At 69.7% G+C, this 14,264-nt stretch carries 9 protein-coding genes; 4 read left to right on the forward strand and 5 right to left on the reverse strand.

Annotated features, from left to right (window positions below):
* Positions 1-34: 34 nt before the first annotated feature.
* The 4 genes from gltG to VZL07_RS00875 form a co-directional block, all read right to left on the reverse strand.
* Complete coding sequence (gltG, locus tag VZL07_RS00860) at positions 35-1,963, reverse strand: adventurous gliding motility protein GltG (protein ID WP_426753405.1); 1,929 nt, start codon at positions 1,961-1,963, stop codon at positions 35-37.
* Between the two features lie 77 nt (positions 1,964-2,040).
* Complete coding sequence (cglF, locus tag VZL07_RS00865; protein WP_426753406.1) at positions 2,041-2,310, reverse strand: adventurous gliding motility protein CglF; 270 nt, start codon at positions 2,308-2,310, stop codon at positions 2,041-2,043.
* Between the two features lie 127 nt (positions 2,311-2,437).
* Positions 2,438-3,877, reverse strand: coding sequence for an adventurous gliding motility TPR repeat lipoprotein GltE (gene gltE, locus VZL07_RS00870; RefSeq protein ID WP_426753407.1), 1,440 nt, complete (start codon positions 3,875-3,877; stop codon positions 2,438-2,440).
* Positions 3,877-7,449 carry a tetratricopeptide repeat protein gene (locus VZL07_RS00875; RefSeq protein ID WP_426753408.1) on the reverse strand — a complete coding sequence of 1,191 codons (3,573 nt, stop codon included), beginning with the start codon at positions 7,447-7,449 and terminating at the stop codon, positions 3,877-3,879. Before VZL07_RS00875 ends, gltE begins: the two co-directional genes overlap by 1 nt.
* A 283-nt stretch (positions 7,450-7,732) precedes the next feature.
* Between VZL07_RS00875 and VZL07_RS00880 the strand changes: the two genes are divergently transcribed.
* The 4 genes from VZL07_RS00880 to VZL07_RS00895 all read left to right on the forward strand — a co-directional run bounded on the left by VZL07_RS00880 (position 7,733) and on the right by VZL07_RS00895 (position 11,672).
* Positions 7,733-8,389 (forward strand): hypothetical protein, encoded by a 657-nt coding sequence (locus VZL07_RS00880; protein ID WP_426753409.1) that lies wholly within the window; start codon positions 7,733-7,735, stop codon positions 8,387-8,389.
* A gap of 58 nt (positions 8,390-8,447) precedes the next feature.
* Positions 8,448-9,410 (forward strand): ATP-binding protein, encoded by a 963-nt coding sequence (locus VZL07_RS00885; protein ID WP_426753410.1) that lies wholly within the window; start codon positions 8,448-8,450, stop codon positions 9,408-9,410.
* 59 nt (positions 9,411-9,469) lie between these two features.
* Positions 9,470-9,796: a divalent-cation tolerance protein CutA gene (gene cutA, locus VZL07_RS00890; RefSeq protein WP_426753411.1), complete on the forward strand. Its 327-nt coding sequence runs from the start codon at positions 9,470-9,472 to the stop codon at positions 9,794-9,796.
* Between the two features lie 244 nt (positions 9,797-10,040).
* Positions 10,041-11,672, forward strand: a complete 1,632-nt coding sequence (locus tag VZL07_RS00895) for a right-handed parallel beta-helix repeat-containing protein (protein WP_426753412.1) — start codon at positions 10,041-10,043, stop codon at positions 11,670-11,672.
* Here VZL07_RS00895 and VZL07_RS00900 read toward each other — a convergent pair.
* Complete coding sequence (locus VZL07_RS00900) at positions 11,662-14,229, reverse strand: N,N-dimethylformamidase beta subunit family domain-containing protein (RefSeq protein ID WP_426753413.1); 2,568 nt, start codon at positions 14,227-14,229, stop codon at positions 11,662-11,664. The two genes, VZL07_RS00895 and VZL07_RS00900, sit on opposite strands and share 11 nt — an antisense overlap.
* Between the last annotated feature and the right edge of the window lie 35 nt (positions 14,230-14,264).

Here is a 14,264-nt window from a genome sequence, read left to right on the forward strand (position 1 = left end):
CAGGCCCGCCCACCCGGAGAAAGGCCACCCGGCACTATTGGCCGGACTGCTTGAAGATGAACGGATACGTGACGACCACCACGCCGCCGCCCTTCGGCTCGGGGAACTTCCAGGTGCGCACGCGGCCGGCCACACACGTCTCCAGCTCCGCGTTGCCCGCCGTGGACTGCGCCACCGAGGACGTGGCGACCGTGCCCGTCGCGGTGATGACGAACTTCACCGCCACCTTGCCGCCCAGCTTCGGGAAGCGGTTGAGCAGGCTCTCGAAGCAGTAGCGGATCTGCCCACGGTTGCGGTGGATGACCTGGCGGATGAGCTCCTTGTCCAGCGAGCCCATGACCTCGGGCTCGGACGAGGTGATGCCCACGTCGACGCTCTGCTTGCCGCCGAGCACGCCCACGCCGCTGCCGTACGAGCCGGTACCGCCGCCACGGCCCTTGGTGCCGATGCCGCCGATGCCGATGGTATCACCCGTGCCGCCACCGCCGCCGCCCGAGCCGCGCAGCCCCAGGCCGCCGAAGCCGCCCGAGTTGCCCGCCTTGGCGCCGAACATATTGCCCATGGCGCTCTTCAGGTCGCCGCCCAGGCCGCTCTTGCCGAAGACGGTGGAGATGCCGCCCTTGCCGCCGCCGAAGATCTTCGCCGTCAGCGCGCGCGCTTCGTCCTTCTTGTTCGGGTCGCCCTTGGGCGCGGTGCGGTTGTTCGTCTTGGGCGCGTCCTTCTTGCCCATCTGACCTTCGTCACCGCGGCTCTTCTGAGCCATCTCCCCGCTCTTCTTCTGCTCCTTCTGCTGGTTGAGGCGCTCGAGGAACTTGTTCTTCTGCGTCTCCGGCGGCTTGATGATGAGCTTGGCGATGCGGGCGTTGTCGGCCGACAGCTCGTCCGCGTACTCATCGCCCGCGCCCGTGCGGTTCATCGCGGTGATGACGAACGCCGTCGCGATGAAGAACAGCACCAGGAAGATGTTGAGCGCGGTGTAGTCCACCGACTCGCCAATGGGCACCACGACGCGCTTGGGCACCGGCTGGAAGGCCACCTCGAGCGTCACGCCGCCCAGGTCCACCCAGAAGAAGTCGTCCGCGTCGAGCGTGAGCGTGTACGAGTCTCCCTCGTGCGACGCCTTGCCGGACTCGATGACGGCCTTCAGGTCCAGCGTCTCGCCCTTGCGGAACAGCTCGCCCTTCATCTTCCCGGTGAAGCGGACGACGAAGGACTGCCCATCCGAGCGCACCGCCTCGAACTTCGGGCCGCCCAGGCGGGAGTCGCCCATGACGAAGTCCACGCCCTTCTCGCTGCCGACGATGAAGGAGCGCTTCACGCCCGGCGCCATGAAGAACTCACCCACCCGCTGATCGCCCCACGCGAAGCGCAGGCCCACGCCCAGCGGACCGCTGGACTTGGAGCGGCGCACGGTGCGCACGCGCGGCGCGGCCTCCACCGGCGCGGCGGCGACGGGAGCCGGCGCGGGCGCGGGCGCGGCGGGCGCGACCACCGCGTTCTCCTGCGTGGCGGCGAAGGACGGGTCGATGGCGCCCGCGGCCGGAGCAGCCACCGCGGCCTGCGCCAGGCCCTCGGCCGGCGCCGGCGCGGCGAGCACCGGGTTCTTCTCCGTCACGACGTCCGAGCTGGCCGCCGCGGCCGCCAGGTTCACCGCGGCCACCGCGGCCGGGTTCTCCAGACGGATGGTGGTGCCACCCACGCGAATCTCGTCACCGAAGGCCAGCTGCCCCTTGGTGACGCGCTTGCCGTTGACGTACGTGCCCTCGACGCTGCCCATGTCGATGATGGACATGGCGCCGTCGCTGGCGACCTCGATGACGGAGTGGATGCGGCTGACCTTCTCGTCCTCCAGGCACAGGTGCGCCGAGGAGAGACGGCCAATCTTGATGATGTCGCGCTCGTAGTCCTTCGAGGCGACCAGCGCGTCGCCCTTGAAGACCTTGAGTGTCAGAGGAACGGCCATGGGGGCTCCTACGTAAGGTGGGTACGGCGACAGACAACGCGCGCGGCGGCGGGTTCCCGCCTCCGCGGCCGCGCTGGCTACAGCTCGCCCACGGACTGCATCACCTTGTCCTCGAAGTCCTCGCGAATGCGGATGAGGTTCGAGTGCTTCACCCTGTCACGCGCTTCGATGTACTCGCCATCCGGCTTCGTGAGGTCACCCTCGATGGTGTCATCCTCGAAGTCGATGGTGGTCGTCTTGGAGTAGCGCACATTGCCCTCCCCCGGACCACCCGGATTGGTGCCTTCGTCCTGGGCGAAAGCCGGCGTCACCGCGAGCACCGCACACAGCATCAACGCCTTCCGCATCACTGCCTCCCGGAGGGACCTCGCAGGGCCCATCCCACACCGAATCCCCGGATGAGGGGGAAACACTAGGTTCGCATCTTCCCCCGCGCCCCCGCCACAGCGAAGGCACGCGGGGGCATCCCATCTTTCACAGCAGGTCGTCTTCCGGCTCGCCGGGTTCCGCCGTGCCTGCATTCTTCTGGTCGGACGTCCCGTTCGCCGGTGCCGGGGAGGCCGGCGCGGTGCCGCTGGCGGGCGTGGCCTGCGGCGCGGTGGCGTCGCCGGTGGCGGGCGTCGCCGTGGCGGCGGGCGTCCCGTTGGCGGCGGCCGCCTTCTCCGCGGCCTGCATCTGGGCCTGCTGCTGCTTCTGCAGCTCCTCCATCTGCTTCGCCTGCTCCTCGGCGAACTTGGCCTCGCGCTTGGCGTTGACGATGACCTCCACCTCGCGCAGCAGGGCGAACACGGGCGCCTCGGCGGGCAGCGCCACGTCGCCACCGGCCATGGCGATGTACTTGCGGTACAGCTCCGAGGCGCGCTCGGGCGCGTCCTTCACCTTGTGGAGGATGATGGCGCGGTTGAGGTGCACCGCCGCCATCTCGGGGTCGAGCTTCTCCGCCTCGTCGTACTCCTGCATCGCCTTGTCGTACTGGCCCATGCCCTTGTAGGCGATGCCCAGGTCGAGGTGCGCGGCGGCGTTCTTGCCATCCGCCTGGAGGATGCGGCGCAGGTGCTGCTCGGCGGCGGGGAAGTTCTCTGCCTGCATGGCCAGCTGCGCCAGCTCCACGTGCGACGGCACGTAGTCCTCACGCACCTCCAGCGCCTTCTTGAAGGCCAGGCGCGCCTCGTCGACGTCGCCCTCCTGCAGGAGGATGAGGCCCACCGCGTGGTGGAGCTCGGGATCCGCCGCGTCCAGCTTCACACCCCGCAGGGCCACCAGCTTCGCCATGGCCAGCTGCTTGCGGTCCAGGTAGCTGCGGATCATCACCTTCAGCGCGGTGGTGGACTGCGGGTCGCGCATCAGCGCGGCGCGCGACAGGTCCATGGCCTTGGTGTGGTCTCCCTGCTGGCGGTAGATCTCCGCCAGCCGCGCCCGCGACTGCGCGTCATCCGGGTAGCGCTGGAGCACCTCCTGGTACAGCGCCACCGCGCCGGCGACGTTGCCCGCGTTCTGCTCCATCACCGCGAGGTTCTCCGAGGCCTGCCGCAGCGAGGGCTTCTTCGAGAGCGCCGTCTTGTAGTGGTTGCGCGCCTCGGTCAGCTTGCCCTGGCGCTCGGCCAGCACGCCCAGGTTGTAGTCGGCCTCGGCGAGGTTGGCGTCCGCCTCCAGCGCGGACTGGAACTTCCGCTCCAGCGACGGGTAGTCGATGGCCTTGGCCTTCTTCTGCGTCTCGAAGGCCTTCAGGGCGTCCTCGAAGCGGGCCTTGGCCGTGTTCGAGATGGGCGCGACCGCTTCCACCTTGCCGGCGTTCGGGTCCGCCGTCTTGGCCCCGGTGGGACCGGTGGCCTTGGAGGAAGAACAACCGGCGGCGGCAAGCGAGACGGCCGCCAGCAAGGGGAACAGGCGCATGGTGCGAATCGTCCGGTTCATTAGAGGAAGTCCTCCGGCTCCTCGTCATCCGCGCCCTGCTTGGCGGGGGTGGTGCCGTTGGGGGCGGCCGCCGGGCGGGCGTCCACCTGGGTCTCGGTCTGCGAGCGCAGCTGCGCGGTGAGGTCCGTGAGGTCCTCCTGCAGCGTCTCCGCCTTCGCCTGCTGCGACTCCGACGCCGCCTTGGGCGCCGGCGGCGGCACGTCCTGGATGGTGGCCAGCAGGTCGCCGCCAATGAGCTGCACGCCGCTCTTCAGCGCCACCTTCTCCTCGGGCATGTCGGGATAGAGGTCCGGCTGGTACGTGGTCCGCAGCAGCTTCAGGCTCTCCGCGGCGCAGTCGTTGTACACGTCCAGCTCGCGGCTCTTGGCCACCGTGGCCGCGAAGGCCTCGGCCGCCTTGTCCTTGAGCGGCTGCGCCTGGTTGGCGAACTCGTCGCGCAGCGCCTGCTGCGACTCCTCGTCCAGGCCCCGCGGCATGGGCGCGTTCGCGACGCGGTCGGCGAAGTGGTCATACGCCAGGCCAATGCGGTGCAGCGCGCAGATGGCGGACTCGGGCGCGCCCAGCGACACCGTCTGCACGTACTTCTTCTCCACCACCTGGAGCGCGCGGCTCTTGTCCTGGATGCTCGCCCGGAAGCGGTCCGGCGACGGCGGGGCGCCCCAGTACAGCTTCAGGCGTCGGTACTCGTGCCAATCCGGCTCCACCGCCAGGAACTGCGCCTGCGCGGCGGTGGCGAGCGCCGGCTTCTCCAGCGAGCCCTGCACGCGACGGGGAAGCTGCTCGAAGTGCTCGTAGATGCGCTTGTACATGCGCGCCACGTCGCGCGACTTGCCCATCTTCTTGTACAGGTCGACGATGCGGCCCTCGGCGGCCAGATACCGGCTGGGCGAGCGCATGTTGTCGCGCTCGTACTGCTCCAGCATCTTGATGGCCTTGAACGCCGCGCCGCTCTTCCCCGTGAGGTCGATGATGGACAGGCGGATCTCATCCGCGTCCTTGGCGCGCGGCCACAGCTCCAGGTAGCGCTCGCGGTTGCGCAGGGCCGCCTTCATCTGCCCCAGGCCCTCGCGGTAGGTGGCGGCGTTGAACAGCGCCACCTGCGCCTTGGCCTCATCCCACTTCTGCACCACCGCGGGCTTGTCGTCCGCCGCGCCGCGCTTCTTGCCGCCGCGCCCCCGGGCCCTGCCAGCGCCCTTCTCGCCCAGGCTGCGCTCGTAGCCGCGCACGTAGGCCTCGTAGGTGGTGGCCGCGTCCTCGAAGTCGCCGATGGCCTCCAGCGCCTCCGCGTTGGCGTAGATGGAGTCGGGCACGTGCTTGGAGCGCGGGTACTCGGCGAACAGGCGCTTGCGCACCTCGATGGCCTTATCCAAGCGCTTCGCCTTGTAGTAGTCGACGGACGCGTTGTAGAGCGCCAGGTCGGCGATCTCCGTCTCCGGGAAGTCCTTCACGAACGCGAGGTACGCCTCGGCGGCCTTCTCGAACTCCTTCTTCTCCTCCAGCTGGCTGACGAGCTTGAAGGAGGACTGCTCGATGAGCTTGGCCAGGTCGTCGCGGAACTTGCCCACCGCCAGCTTGTCGTTGGCGTAGAAGCGCCGCGCCCACTCGTTCACCTTCGCGTAGTCCTGCAGCAGGTGGTACGAGTCGAGGATGAGGTTGGCGGAGATCTCCGCCGCGCGCTCGCCGTTCTCGAACTTGTACTCGGGGTAGCCGAGCGCAATCTCGCTGAAGCGCAGCACCGCCTCGTCGAAGTGGTTGTGGCGGTAGTAGATGTTGGCCGCCTTGAAGGCGATCTCCACCCGCTTGTCCCCCTTGGGCACGTACTTGAGGTAGCGCTCGCACGCGTCGAGCAGCGCCTTCTTCAGCGTGGGGATGGCGGCCTTCTTGGTGATGTCCGAGCCCACCGCCTCGCTCTTGGCCTCGCCGCGCGCCTCGGCGGCCTTGACGACCTCGTCGTAGGCGAGCACCGCGTTGTAGGCGGCGTTCTGCAGCCACTTGCCCGGCTTGCCCGGCTTGGGCTTGCCCTGGTCGTCCTTGGCCTCCAGCACCTTGGCGTCCTGGAGCACGACGAGCGTGTAGTTGGCGGCGGCCTTCTCGAAGTTCTGCAGGTTGTCGTTGAGGAGCTCGGCCCAGAAGAAGCGCAGGTCGTACGCCTTGGGGTTCTCCGGGAACAGCGTGAGGTAGTCGCTGTACACCGCGTCCGCGTAACGGAAGGTCTCCTCGTTGCGCGTCTTCTTGCCCTCGTTGTGCCAGGTGACGGCGAGGTTGGACAGCGTGCGCTCGGAGAGCTCCTTCGCCTCCTCCAGCAGCTTCTTGTCCTTCTCCTCCTTGATGACGCCCGAGCCCTCGACCTCCTTCATGATCTTCACGAGCCGGCGCACCTGCACCACGGTGCGCTCCTTGTTGCCCATGCGGAGGATGCAGTCGACGATGCGGCCCTGGAAGCCGGGCGCCTCGGGCGACAGCGGCTTCTCCTTGATGAGGCCGTTGTAGGTGATGGCCGCCTCGCGGTCCTTGCCATCGCCGTAGTACAGGTTGGCCAGCTGCTTCAGCATCGTGAAGCGGTCTTCCGGGTTGGTGGCCACCTTGCCGAACTCGGCGCGGGCCTGGCCCACGTCGCCCTGGTGCGCGTACGCGCGGACGTAGTCGGTGCGCGCCTCGCGGATCAGCGAGCTGCGGCCGCTCTTGCCGCCGTCCTTCTCCACGGCGTTGGCGCCGGCCAGCTCACCGTAGAGCACCACCGTCTTGAACTTGTCCTTCGCCGCCTCGAAGTCCCCCATGTTGTAGTGGCACCAGCCCTGCTTGTAGAGGGCGAAGGCGTACACCTGGCTCTCGGGGAACTCGGCGGCCTTCTTGTACGCCGCCAGCGCCTTCTCCAGCTCCGCGCGCTTTCCCTTGGAGTTGTTGAAGTAGTACTCACCGAAGGCCAGGTAGGCGTCCGGGATGAACTTGGACTGCGGGTGCTTCTCCACCAGGCGCTTGAAGGCCACCAGCGCCTTGCGGTCCTGGCCGTCCTCCATGAGGTACTGGCCGAGGAAGAAGAGCACCTCGTCGGTGCGCTCGAAGTTCGGGTACTCCTGGACGATCTTCGTGTACTGGTCGACCGCGAGCTTGCCGTACTCCTTCTGCTTCGCGATCAACGCCGCCTTCTCCGCCTTGGCGCGCTGCTGGCCCGCGGCGTCGTTGCGGTTCATCGCCTGGATGAGGTCGTCGTCCTTCCGGTTCGCCTCGAAGAAGTAGAACTTCGACTCCTCCCAGTAGAACTCGCCGAGGCGGAACAGGAGGCTGGGGGCCTCCTTCGGATCCGGCGACAGGGAGATGATCTTCTTCAGCGACTGGATCTGCTCACGCCGCTTGGACGCCACCTGCAGCTCCACGCCCAGCCGGAACTGGTCGTACTGGAGCGCGGGGGCGACCTCCTCCTTCTTCTTTTCGCGGGTGATGTCGCCAGCCAGGGACTTGTCCACCGACGTGGTGGACTTCCGGCCGAGATCGGCATCGCGCGGGGCTTTCTTCTCCTGGGCGGTGGCGGCCGTGGCCAGGAGCACGAGGCAGACGAGAAGCGAACGGCGCATGGTCTTCCTAAGAGAGGGGCACCGGCGTCCCCGGTCGCTTGCCTGGTAGGCAAGTGTCCGGGAATCTTCGGGAATTTCCATTCGGGGACCCTCACTATGCGCGGTTTCCGCGCGACGGGTCAACCATGACTGGCCGCTCGCTTTCCGAGCGAAGCGTCGGTTCGAAATCTTCCAGATCCGCTGTGAAAAACGGCATCTGGGAGTTGCCATGTCGGACCTGCCGGGTATGGGGGAGCGGACGGTCGGTTGCCCGGCCTCCCTGCACTGGAGTACGCGTCGGATCATGAGTCTCCTCCCCGAAAGCGCCAGCTTCGAAGAGCTGGTCCAGGACTACTTCCTCGCCGTGCGTGGCGCGGGGCTGATGCTCTCCGCGCTGGACACCGAGCTTTTGACGACCTGGGCCCGGGAGGGCGTTCCCTTCGAAGTCGTGGCCCGCGGCATCTCCCGCTCCGCGGAGAAGGCCCTCTGGGACGCGCGGCCCGGAGAGCCGGTGCTGCGCTCGCTGCGCGCATGCCGGCGACAGGTGGAGTCGGAGATCAAGAAGTACCGGGAACTGGCCGCGGGCGCGGGCAGCGAGGAGGCCTCCGCGCCCAAGCGCAAGCGGGCCCGCTCCTGGGAGGAGACGCGCCATGCGCGGCTCTGCGCGGCGCTCGAGGACCTGGCAGGGCGGGACGAGGCGCTCGCCCCCCGTGTGCGAAGCCTGCGCATCACCGTCCTGGCGCACGTCCCGGAAGAGCCGGCGGCCATGGATGCCCAGGAGGCGCTGGCCTTCCTCTTGCTGCTGCGCGCCCTGCCCTTCCCGGACCGGTGCGCGCTGTGGCGCGAGGCGCTGGCGGCATCCGCCGAGCAGCAGGTGATGTCGCCTCGCGCGCGCAAGGTGGCCCGGCGCTTCCGGGTCCTCGCCACGGTGCGACGACGGCTGGGGGTGAAGGAGATGTAGGCGGGCAACCCAACTGCTCGCCCGTTCAGCAAGCTGACGGCCGAGGGGAGGCTCTGGTATGGCAGTGCGTGAGATGGCTCCAAAGGCGAATGGCGAGGCGTGTGGTGAGTGCGGCGGGCGGACCTATGTCATCGAGCGTCGCGGGGACCAGGCCCAGGCCCGCATCTGCCACTGCTCCGAGCACTGCTCGGTGTGCGGCGGGCGCGGGCACGTGCTCGTCGAGCGCGAGGCGGAGTTCAGCCAGAAGGTCGGCCCCCGGCGCTACGAGGTGATGGAGTCGTGCGTGTGCACGCAGCGGCGGAAGCGGATCGCGCGCTTCAACGAAGTGGGGCTGCCCGCCGTGGTGTCCCACGCGAGCTTCGACAACTACCGCGCCTTCAACGAGTCCCAGGACCGCAGCCGCGGCGTGGCGCTGCACTTCGCCCACCAGTACGTGAAGGGAGGCCCGTCCAAGGGCTTCATCCTCAGCGGCCCGGTGGGAACGGGGAAGACGCACCTGCTCGCGGCCACGCTGGCGCACCTCGTGCTGGAGGTGGGCGTGCGCGGGCGCTACGTGGAAATCTCCCTGCTCTACGCCACCATCCGGCGCGGCTTCCAGGAGGGCAAGAGCGGCGGGGAGATCATCGGCCCCCTGTCCGAGGTCGAGGTGCTGGCCATCGACGAGCTGGGCAAGGGCCGCGGCAGCCCCTTCGAGATGGAGACGCTCGATGAGCTGATCGCCCGCCGCTACAACGCCGGGCGCACCACGCTGTTCGCGACCAACTACTCGCTGGAGCCGGAGAAGCGGATGGCGCGCAGCGCCGCCCCGTCGGGCTACCGGACCACCGAGGACGCGCGCGGCGCCCTGCGGGAGGCGGAGCTGCTCCGGGAGCGCGTGGGTGAGCGCATCTACAGCCGGCTGTGCGAGCTGTGCACCTTCGTGGAGCTGCCGAAGGACACGCCGGACCGGCGCCGTACGCGCCAGGAGATGGACGCCCCCATGCACCACGCGGTGGGCGGCATGCGCAACATGGGACGCTAGGCCGTCGCGGCGCGACTGCCCGCTCGACGGACGGAGCGGGCCTCGCGCATCCTGTGTCCATGACTGACGCCATCATCGTCCTCGTCACCGCCCCCACGGCGGACAAGGCCGCCGAGCTCGCCCGCGCGCTGGTGGAGGAGCAGCTCGCCGCCTGCGGCAACATCGTCCCGGGGCTGCGCTCCATCTACCGGTGGGAGGGGCAGGTGCAGGACGAAGCCGAGGTCCTGCTCATCCTCAAGACGCGCGCGGCCCTCTTCGAGCCGCTGCGTGCGCGCGTCGTCGAGCTGCATCCCTATGACGTGCCAGAGGTGCTGCGCCTGGACGTCACGGACGGCCACGCGCCGTACCTGGCCTGGATTCTGGGCAGCACGCGTGCGCCGACCTGACGGCGACGCCCCCTTCCCCACCTGGCGGCAATGCCGGCGCTCCGGACTCCCTCCGGAGGGCGGGCAGGCACACGCGCGGCGCGGCCTCCAGGCCCTGGCTCCGAGAGGGCGGCGGACCGTCGAGGCCCGCGGCCTCCGCCGGGCTGCCTGCTCCTCCGAGGACCGGACGTAGGCATCGGCCAGAATAGGGCTCGAGCGCAGGAACGTTCTCGGCTCGCCCCCTACCTCCCCAGGAGCCGACCCCATGTCCAGCTTGCGCAGTTTGTGCCTCCTCGGACTCGTGTCCGTGGGCGGTGTCGCCTGTTCCCGCGGCGCAGAGGAGCCCGCTCCGGCCTCCGACGCGAGCCCCCTGCCCAGCTATCCGGGCTCGCGGCAGCCGTCGGCCCCCACCACTCCCGCGCCGGAGCCGCAGGACGACGACGACGTCAACAGCCATGACGATGAGGACCCGCCCGTCGCGGAGCAGCCGCCCCCCGAGCCAGAGTCCCCACCTCCGCCCGCGTACGTCCGGGAGTGGTACGTGAGCCCATCCGGAGATGACTCGGCGAGCGGCTCGCGCGACAGGCCCCTGCGCACCATCTCCAAGGCCCTGACGCTGGTGGGGCCGGGCGAAATCATCCGCGTCCAGAAGGGAACCTACGCGGAGAAGCTCGTCATCGGCGCCAGCACGCGGGCCGGCACCGCCGACGCGCCCATCACCCTCCTGGGCGAGGGGCTGCCCAAGGTCGTCCCGACGTCCGGCGGATGGTTCATGGCCCACGTGCAGCGGCCCCACTGGCGCATCGAGGGCTTCGAGTTCGACGTCCAGGGCCAGCGGCAGGTCGCCGTGACGTTCTCCGGCAACACCGAGGGCACCGTGCTCGCGGGCAACGAGCTGCACCACGGCGCCTTCGGCAGCGGCATCAGCACCGACGCGGGCGCGAAGGGCATCACCATCGAAGGCAACCACATCCACCACTTCGCGCGCGGCAACGACGACTCGCACGGCGTCGTCATCGCCCCCACCTCGGTGAACATCACCGTGCGAGGGAACGACATTCACGACAACTCGGGCGACTCGGTGCAGTGCCTGGGCCCCGAGGGCTTCAGCGACAACACCCCGGCGCGCGGCGTCCTCATCGAGGACAACGAGATGTACGACAACCGGGAGAACGCCGTGGACCTCAAGACGTGCCACGACGTCGTCGTGCGCGGCAACCGCATGTACGGGTTCACCAGGTCCACCTCGTCACGCGGCGAGGCCGTGGTGGTGCACTACTCCGCGAAGAACGTCGTCATCGAGGAGAACGACATCTTCGACGCCTCGATTGGCATCGCGGTGGGAGGCAACCGCGTGGGCGCCCCGCCCACCAACGTCTCCATCCGCCGCAACCGCATCCACGACTTGAAGACGCCCGAGGGCTCGGGCATCCGCATCGAGAACGGCCATGACGTGCGCGTGCTGCACAACACCGTCGTGGGCACCGACGGCTTCGCCTTCGTGGTGGGCCACGGCACCGGAGGCGCATCCACCCACGTGGCGGTGCGCAACAACGTGTTCGCCACGCGCAACGCGGTCAGCATGGGCCTGTCCGCCCCCGGCCTCCGCATGGAGTCCAACCTCTACCTGACGGGCGCCGCGTTCAACTCCGGCATCTTCGTGGCCCCGCAGAGCGACTGGGTGGGTGGCACGCTCGCCAACTGGCTGTCGGACGGCGTGGAGCTGGGCTCGGGTGAGAGCGGCGAGCCGCTGGTGGACCTGGACGCGCTCCTGCCCGGCGAAGCCGCGGTGGACCGGGGCATGGACCTGGGGCTGCCCTACTGCGGCGCCGCGCCGGACATCGGCGCGGTGGAGTCGGACTGCCCCGAGGCCGCGACGGCGGAGCTCACGGAGTGATGGCGCGCACCAGCGAGTTGCCGGAGTCCGCCACGTAGAGGCGGCCATCCGGCCCCACCGCCAGGCCGGCCGGGAGGACGAGCTCCGCGTCCTCCCCCGGCCCGTCGGCGTGGCCATAGCGCCCGTTGCCCGCCAGCGTCGTCACCTTCTCCGCCTGCCCATCCGCCTTCATGAGGATGCGCCGCACGCGGTAGTTGCCCGGGTCCGACACCGCGACGGAGCCATCCGGCAGCACCGCGATGCCCAGGTACGGCAGGAACTGCGCCGCCTCCGGCGCGCCGTCGCGGAAGCCAGGCGTCGTGCCCGCCACCACCGACGTGACACCGTCACGGATGCGCACCACGCGCGACATGCCGGACTCGACGACGAAGAGCGTGCTCCCATCCGCGCTCACCGCCACCCCCGAGGGCCGGTAGAGCCAGTCCCCCTGGAGCGTCGTCACCGGGTGGCCCTCCGCCACCAGGTCGATGCGGCGAATCACGCCGTTGTTCATGTCCGCCACCAGCAGCGCGGTGCCGTCCGGCGTCACCGCCAGCCCCGCCGGCTGGTTGAAGGACGCCTGCTTCGCGGGGCCGTCCTGGAGGCCCGGGGTGCCCCCCGCGAAGACCTCCACCTTCCCTTCCGGGCCGATGCGGCGGATGACGTAGTGGTCCGTGTCGGCCACGTACACGTTGCCCGCCGGGTCCACCGCGATGCCCATGGGGCCGTTGAGGCCGGTGGCCAGCGGCTTCACTTCACCCTCCGGCGTCACGCGCTTCACCGCGTTGCCCAGGCCGTCCGCCACCACGAGCCCGCCGCCGGGCAGCAGGGCCACCGCCGTGGGCGCGCCCAGCGCAGTGCCGGCCACGGTGACGCCGGCGCGGCTTCGCTGTCCGGGCACGCCGGCCACCGTCCGGACCGAGGCCGCGAAGGGGCCCTGGGCGCTCACCCGGTTCTGACGCTCGAAGCGCACCAGCGAGTCGGGCACCGGGCGCCCCAGGGCCTTGTAGAGGACGTTGGCGACGATGCGCGCCGCGCGCGGATCCGCCATGTCCTCGGTGGCCAGGGTGCGCACGAAGTCGATGCCGCCCGAGGAGAAGACGTAGGCGCTGCCCTGCTTGCGCACCACCATGTGCCCGAAGCCGAAGGCGCCCTGCAGGGACAGCAAGGGAGACTCGGCCAGCACGTCCACGCCCTCCGGCGTGTGGCCGTTGCTCACGAGCTGGTCCACCTCGTACCCGTTGGCCATCCACAGCGTGTCACCGGCCTTCAGGCCCGTGCCCGCCAGCGCCCAGTGCCCCGGGTTGGTGATGACGGCGGGGAAGCCGAACTGGTGCCAGCGGCTGGAGAACTGCACGCCGAGCAGCGCGTTCTCCGGCCGGCCCACGACGCGCTCCCGGAACTTCACCGTGCGCTGCGGGCCCTGGTACGGGTCGTTCGCGTGCCCCTTGTAACAGGAGATGATGCGGCGCGGCCGGCCGTCCTTCGACGGCTCCATCTGCACCTGCCAGTAGGCGTTGTTCGCGCCCAGGTTGATGAGCGAGCGGCCCTCCGCCACGGCCCGGTCCGCGTGCGCCCGGATGCGCGGGCTCCAGTACTCGTCGTGGCCCGACAGGAAGAACACCTTCGCGCCCGCCAGGAAGTCGTAGCTCTCGTCGAGGTCCTCGTCGGTGAAGTAGCCCACGTCGAGGTCCTGCGACTCCAGCCACTGGACGAGGCTCAGGTCGTCCGTCAGCAGGTGCCCGCTGCCATGGCCCCGGTAGTTGGGACGGTCATAGGAGACCTGGAAGCCGCGGCTGACGCCGTGCTCGCGCATCACCCGGTCGCGGTCGTCATAGAGGCTGGTGCCGCCCCAGGTGTTGTAGGCCGCCCAGGTGGCGGTGGGGATGAGCACGGCCACCTCCGCGCGCGGGTTCGCGTCCCGCACGAAGAAGGGCACATAGCGCTGGTGGTTGTCCTCGCGCACCAGCTTCACCAGGTACACGCCCCGCACCCAGTCTTCCTTGACGGGAATCTCCAGCGTGGGCGCCCAGGTGCAGGCGACGACACCGGTGGCCCGGTCCGCGGGACAGTCGCCCTGGCGCACGCCGGGAACCGGGCCGCCTCGCGCCACCTCGCGGGCTCCCGTGCCGCCGTAGTAGCCCATCCGGTACACGTACCAGCGGAAGGAGCGGGCCTCGGACACCGACACCGCGACGCGCAGCGTCTCGCCGTGCGTCAGCGTGGCCTTCAGCGCATAGCCTTCGATTTCCCGGCTGTGGGCGTTGCGGGTGATGCGCCACGCCGTCGTCCCGGGGCGGCGGTTCTCCTCGCGAACGGCGTCCGGGTCGCGCTCGGGCAGCTCCACCGGGCCCGCGTCGGGCGGCTCCGGCTCCTCACCGCCGGCGTCCGGCACGCCCGCGTCGATGAGCCCCGGATGCGGCTCGCCGTCCCCCCCGTCGTAGCCGTCGTTCAGCGGAGGCGTGTCATGCCTGTCACCCGGAATCACCGGGCGGACGGCCGTCTCCTCACAGCCACTGCCAAGAATCATCAAGGCGAGCCCGCACACCCACCCCATCCAACGGCCAGCCTGAGCCATCCCTTTCCTCCGAGCCTGACATCCAGGACCGGACG

Source organism: Pseudomyxococcus flavus (assembly GCF_050038885.1).
Classification (GTDB): Bacteria; Myxococcota; Myxococcia; order Myxococcales; family Myxococcaceae; genus Myxococcus; species Myxococcus flavus.

Excerpts from the sequence above, each read along its gene's own strand:
- VZL07_RS00895 (WP_426753412.1), top strand. The coding sequence starts at position 10,041 with ATGTCCAGCTTGCGCAGTTTGTGCCTCCTCGGACTCGTGTCCGTGGGC.
- VZL07_RS00875 (WP_426753408.1), bottom strand. The coding sequence starts at position 7,449 with ATGCGCCGTTCGCTTCTCGTCTGCCTCGTGCTCCTGGCCACGGCCGCC.
- VZL07_RS00885 (WP_426753410.1), top strand. The coding sequence starts at position 8,448 with ATGGCAGTGCGTGAGATGGCTCCAAAGGCGAATGGCGAGGCGTGTGGT.
- VZL07_RS00880 (WP_426753409.1), top strand. The coding sequence starts at position 7,733 with ATGAGTCTCCTCCCCGAAAGCGCCAGCTTCGAAGAGCTGGTCCAGGAC.
- VZL07_RS00900 (WP_426753413.1), bottom strand. The coding sequence starts at position 14,229 with ATGGCTCAGGCTGGCCGTTGGATGGGGTGGGTGTGCGGGCTCGCCTTG.
- gltG (WP_426753405.1), bottom strand. The coding sequence starts at position 1,963 with ATGGCCGTTCCTCTGACACTCAAGGTCTTCAAGGGCGACGCGCTGGTC.
- gltE (WP_426753407.1), bottom strand. The coding sequence starts at position 3,877 with ATGAACCGGACGATTCGCACCATGCGCCTGTTCCCCTTGCTGGCGGCC.
- cglF (WP_426753406.1), bottom strand. The coding sequence starts at position 2,310 with ATGCGGAAGGCGTTGATGCTGTGTGCGGTGCTCGCGGTGACGCCGGCT.
- cutA (WP_426753411.1), top strand. The coding sequence starts at position 9,470 with ATGACTGACGCCATCATCGTCCTCGTCACCGCCCCCACGGCGGACAAG.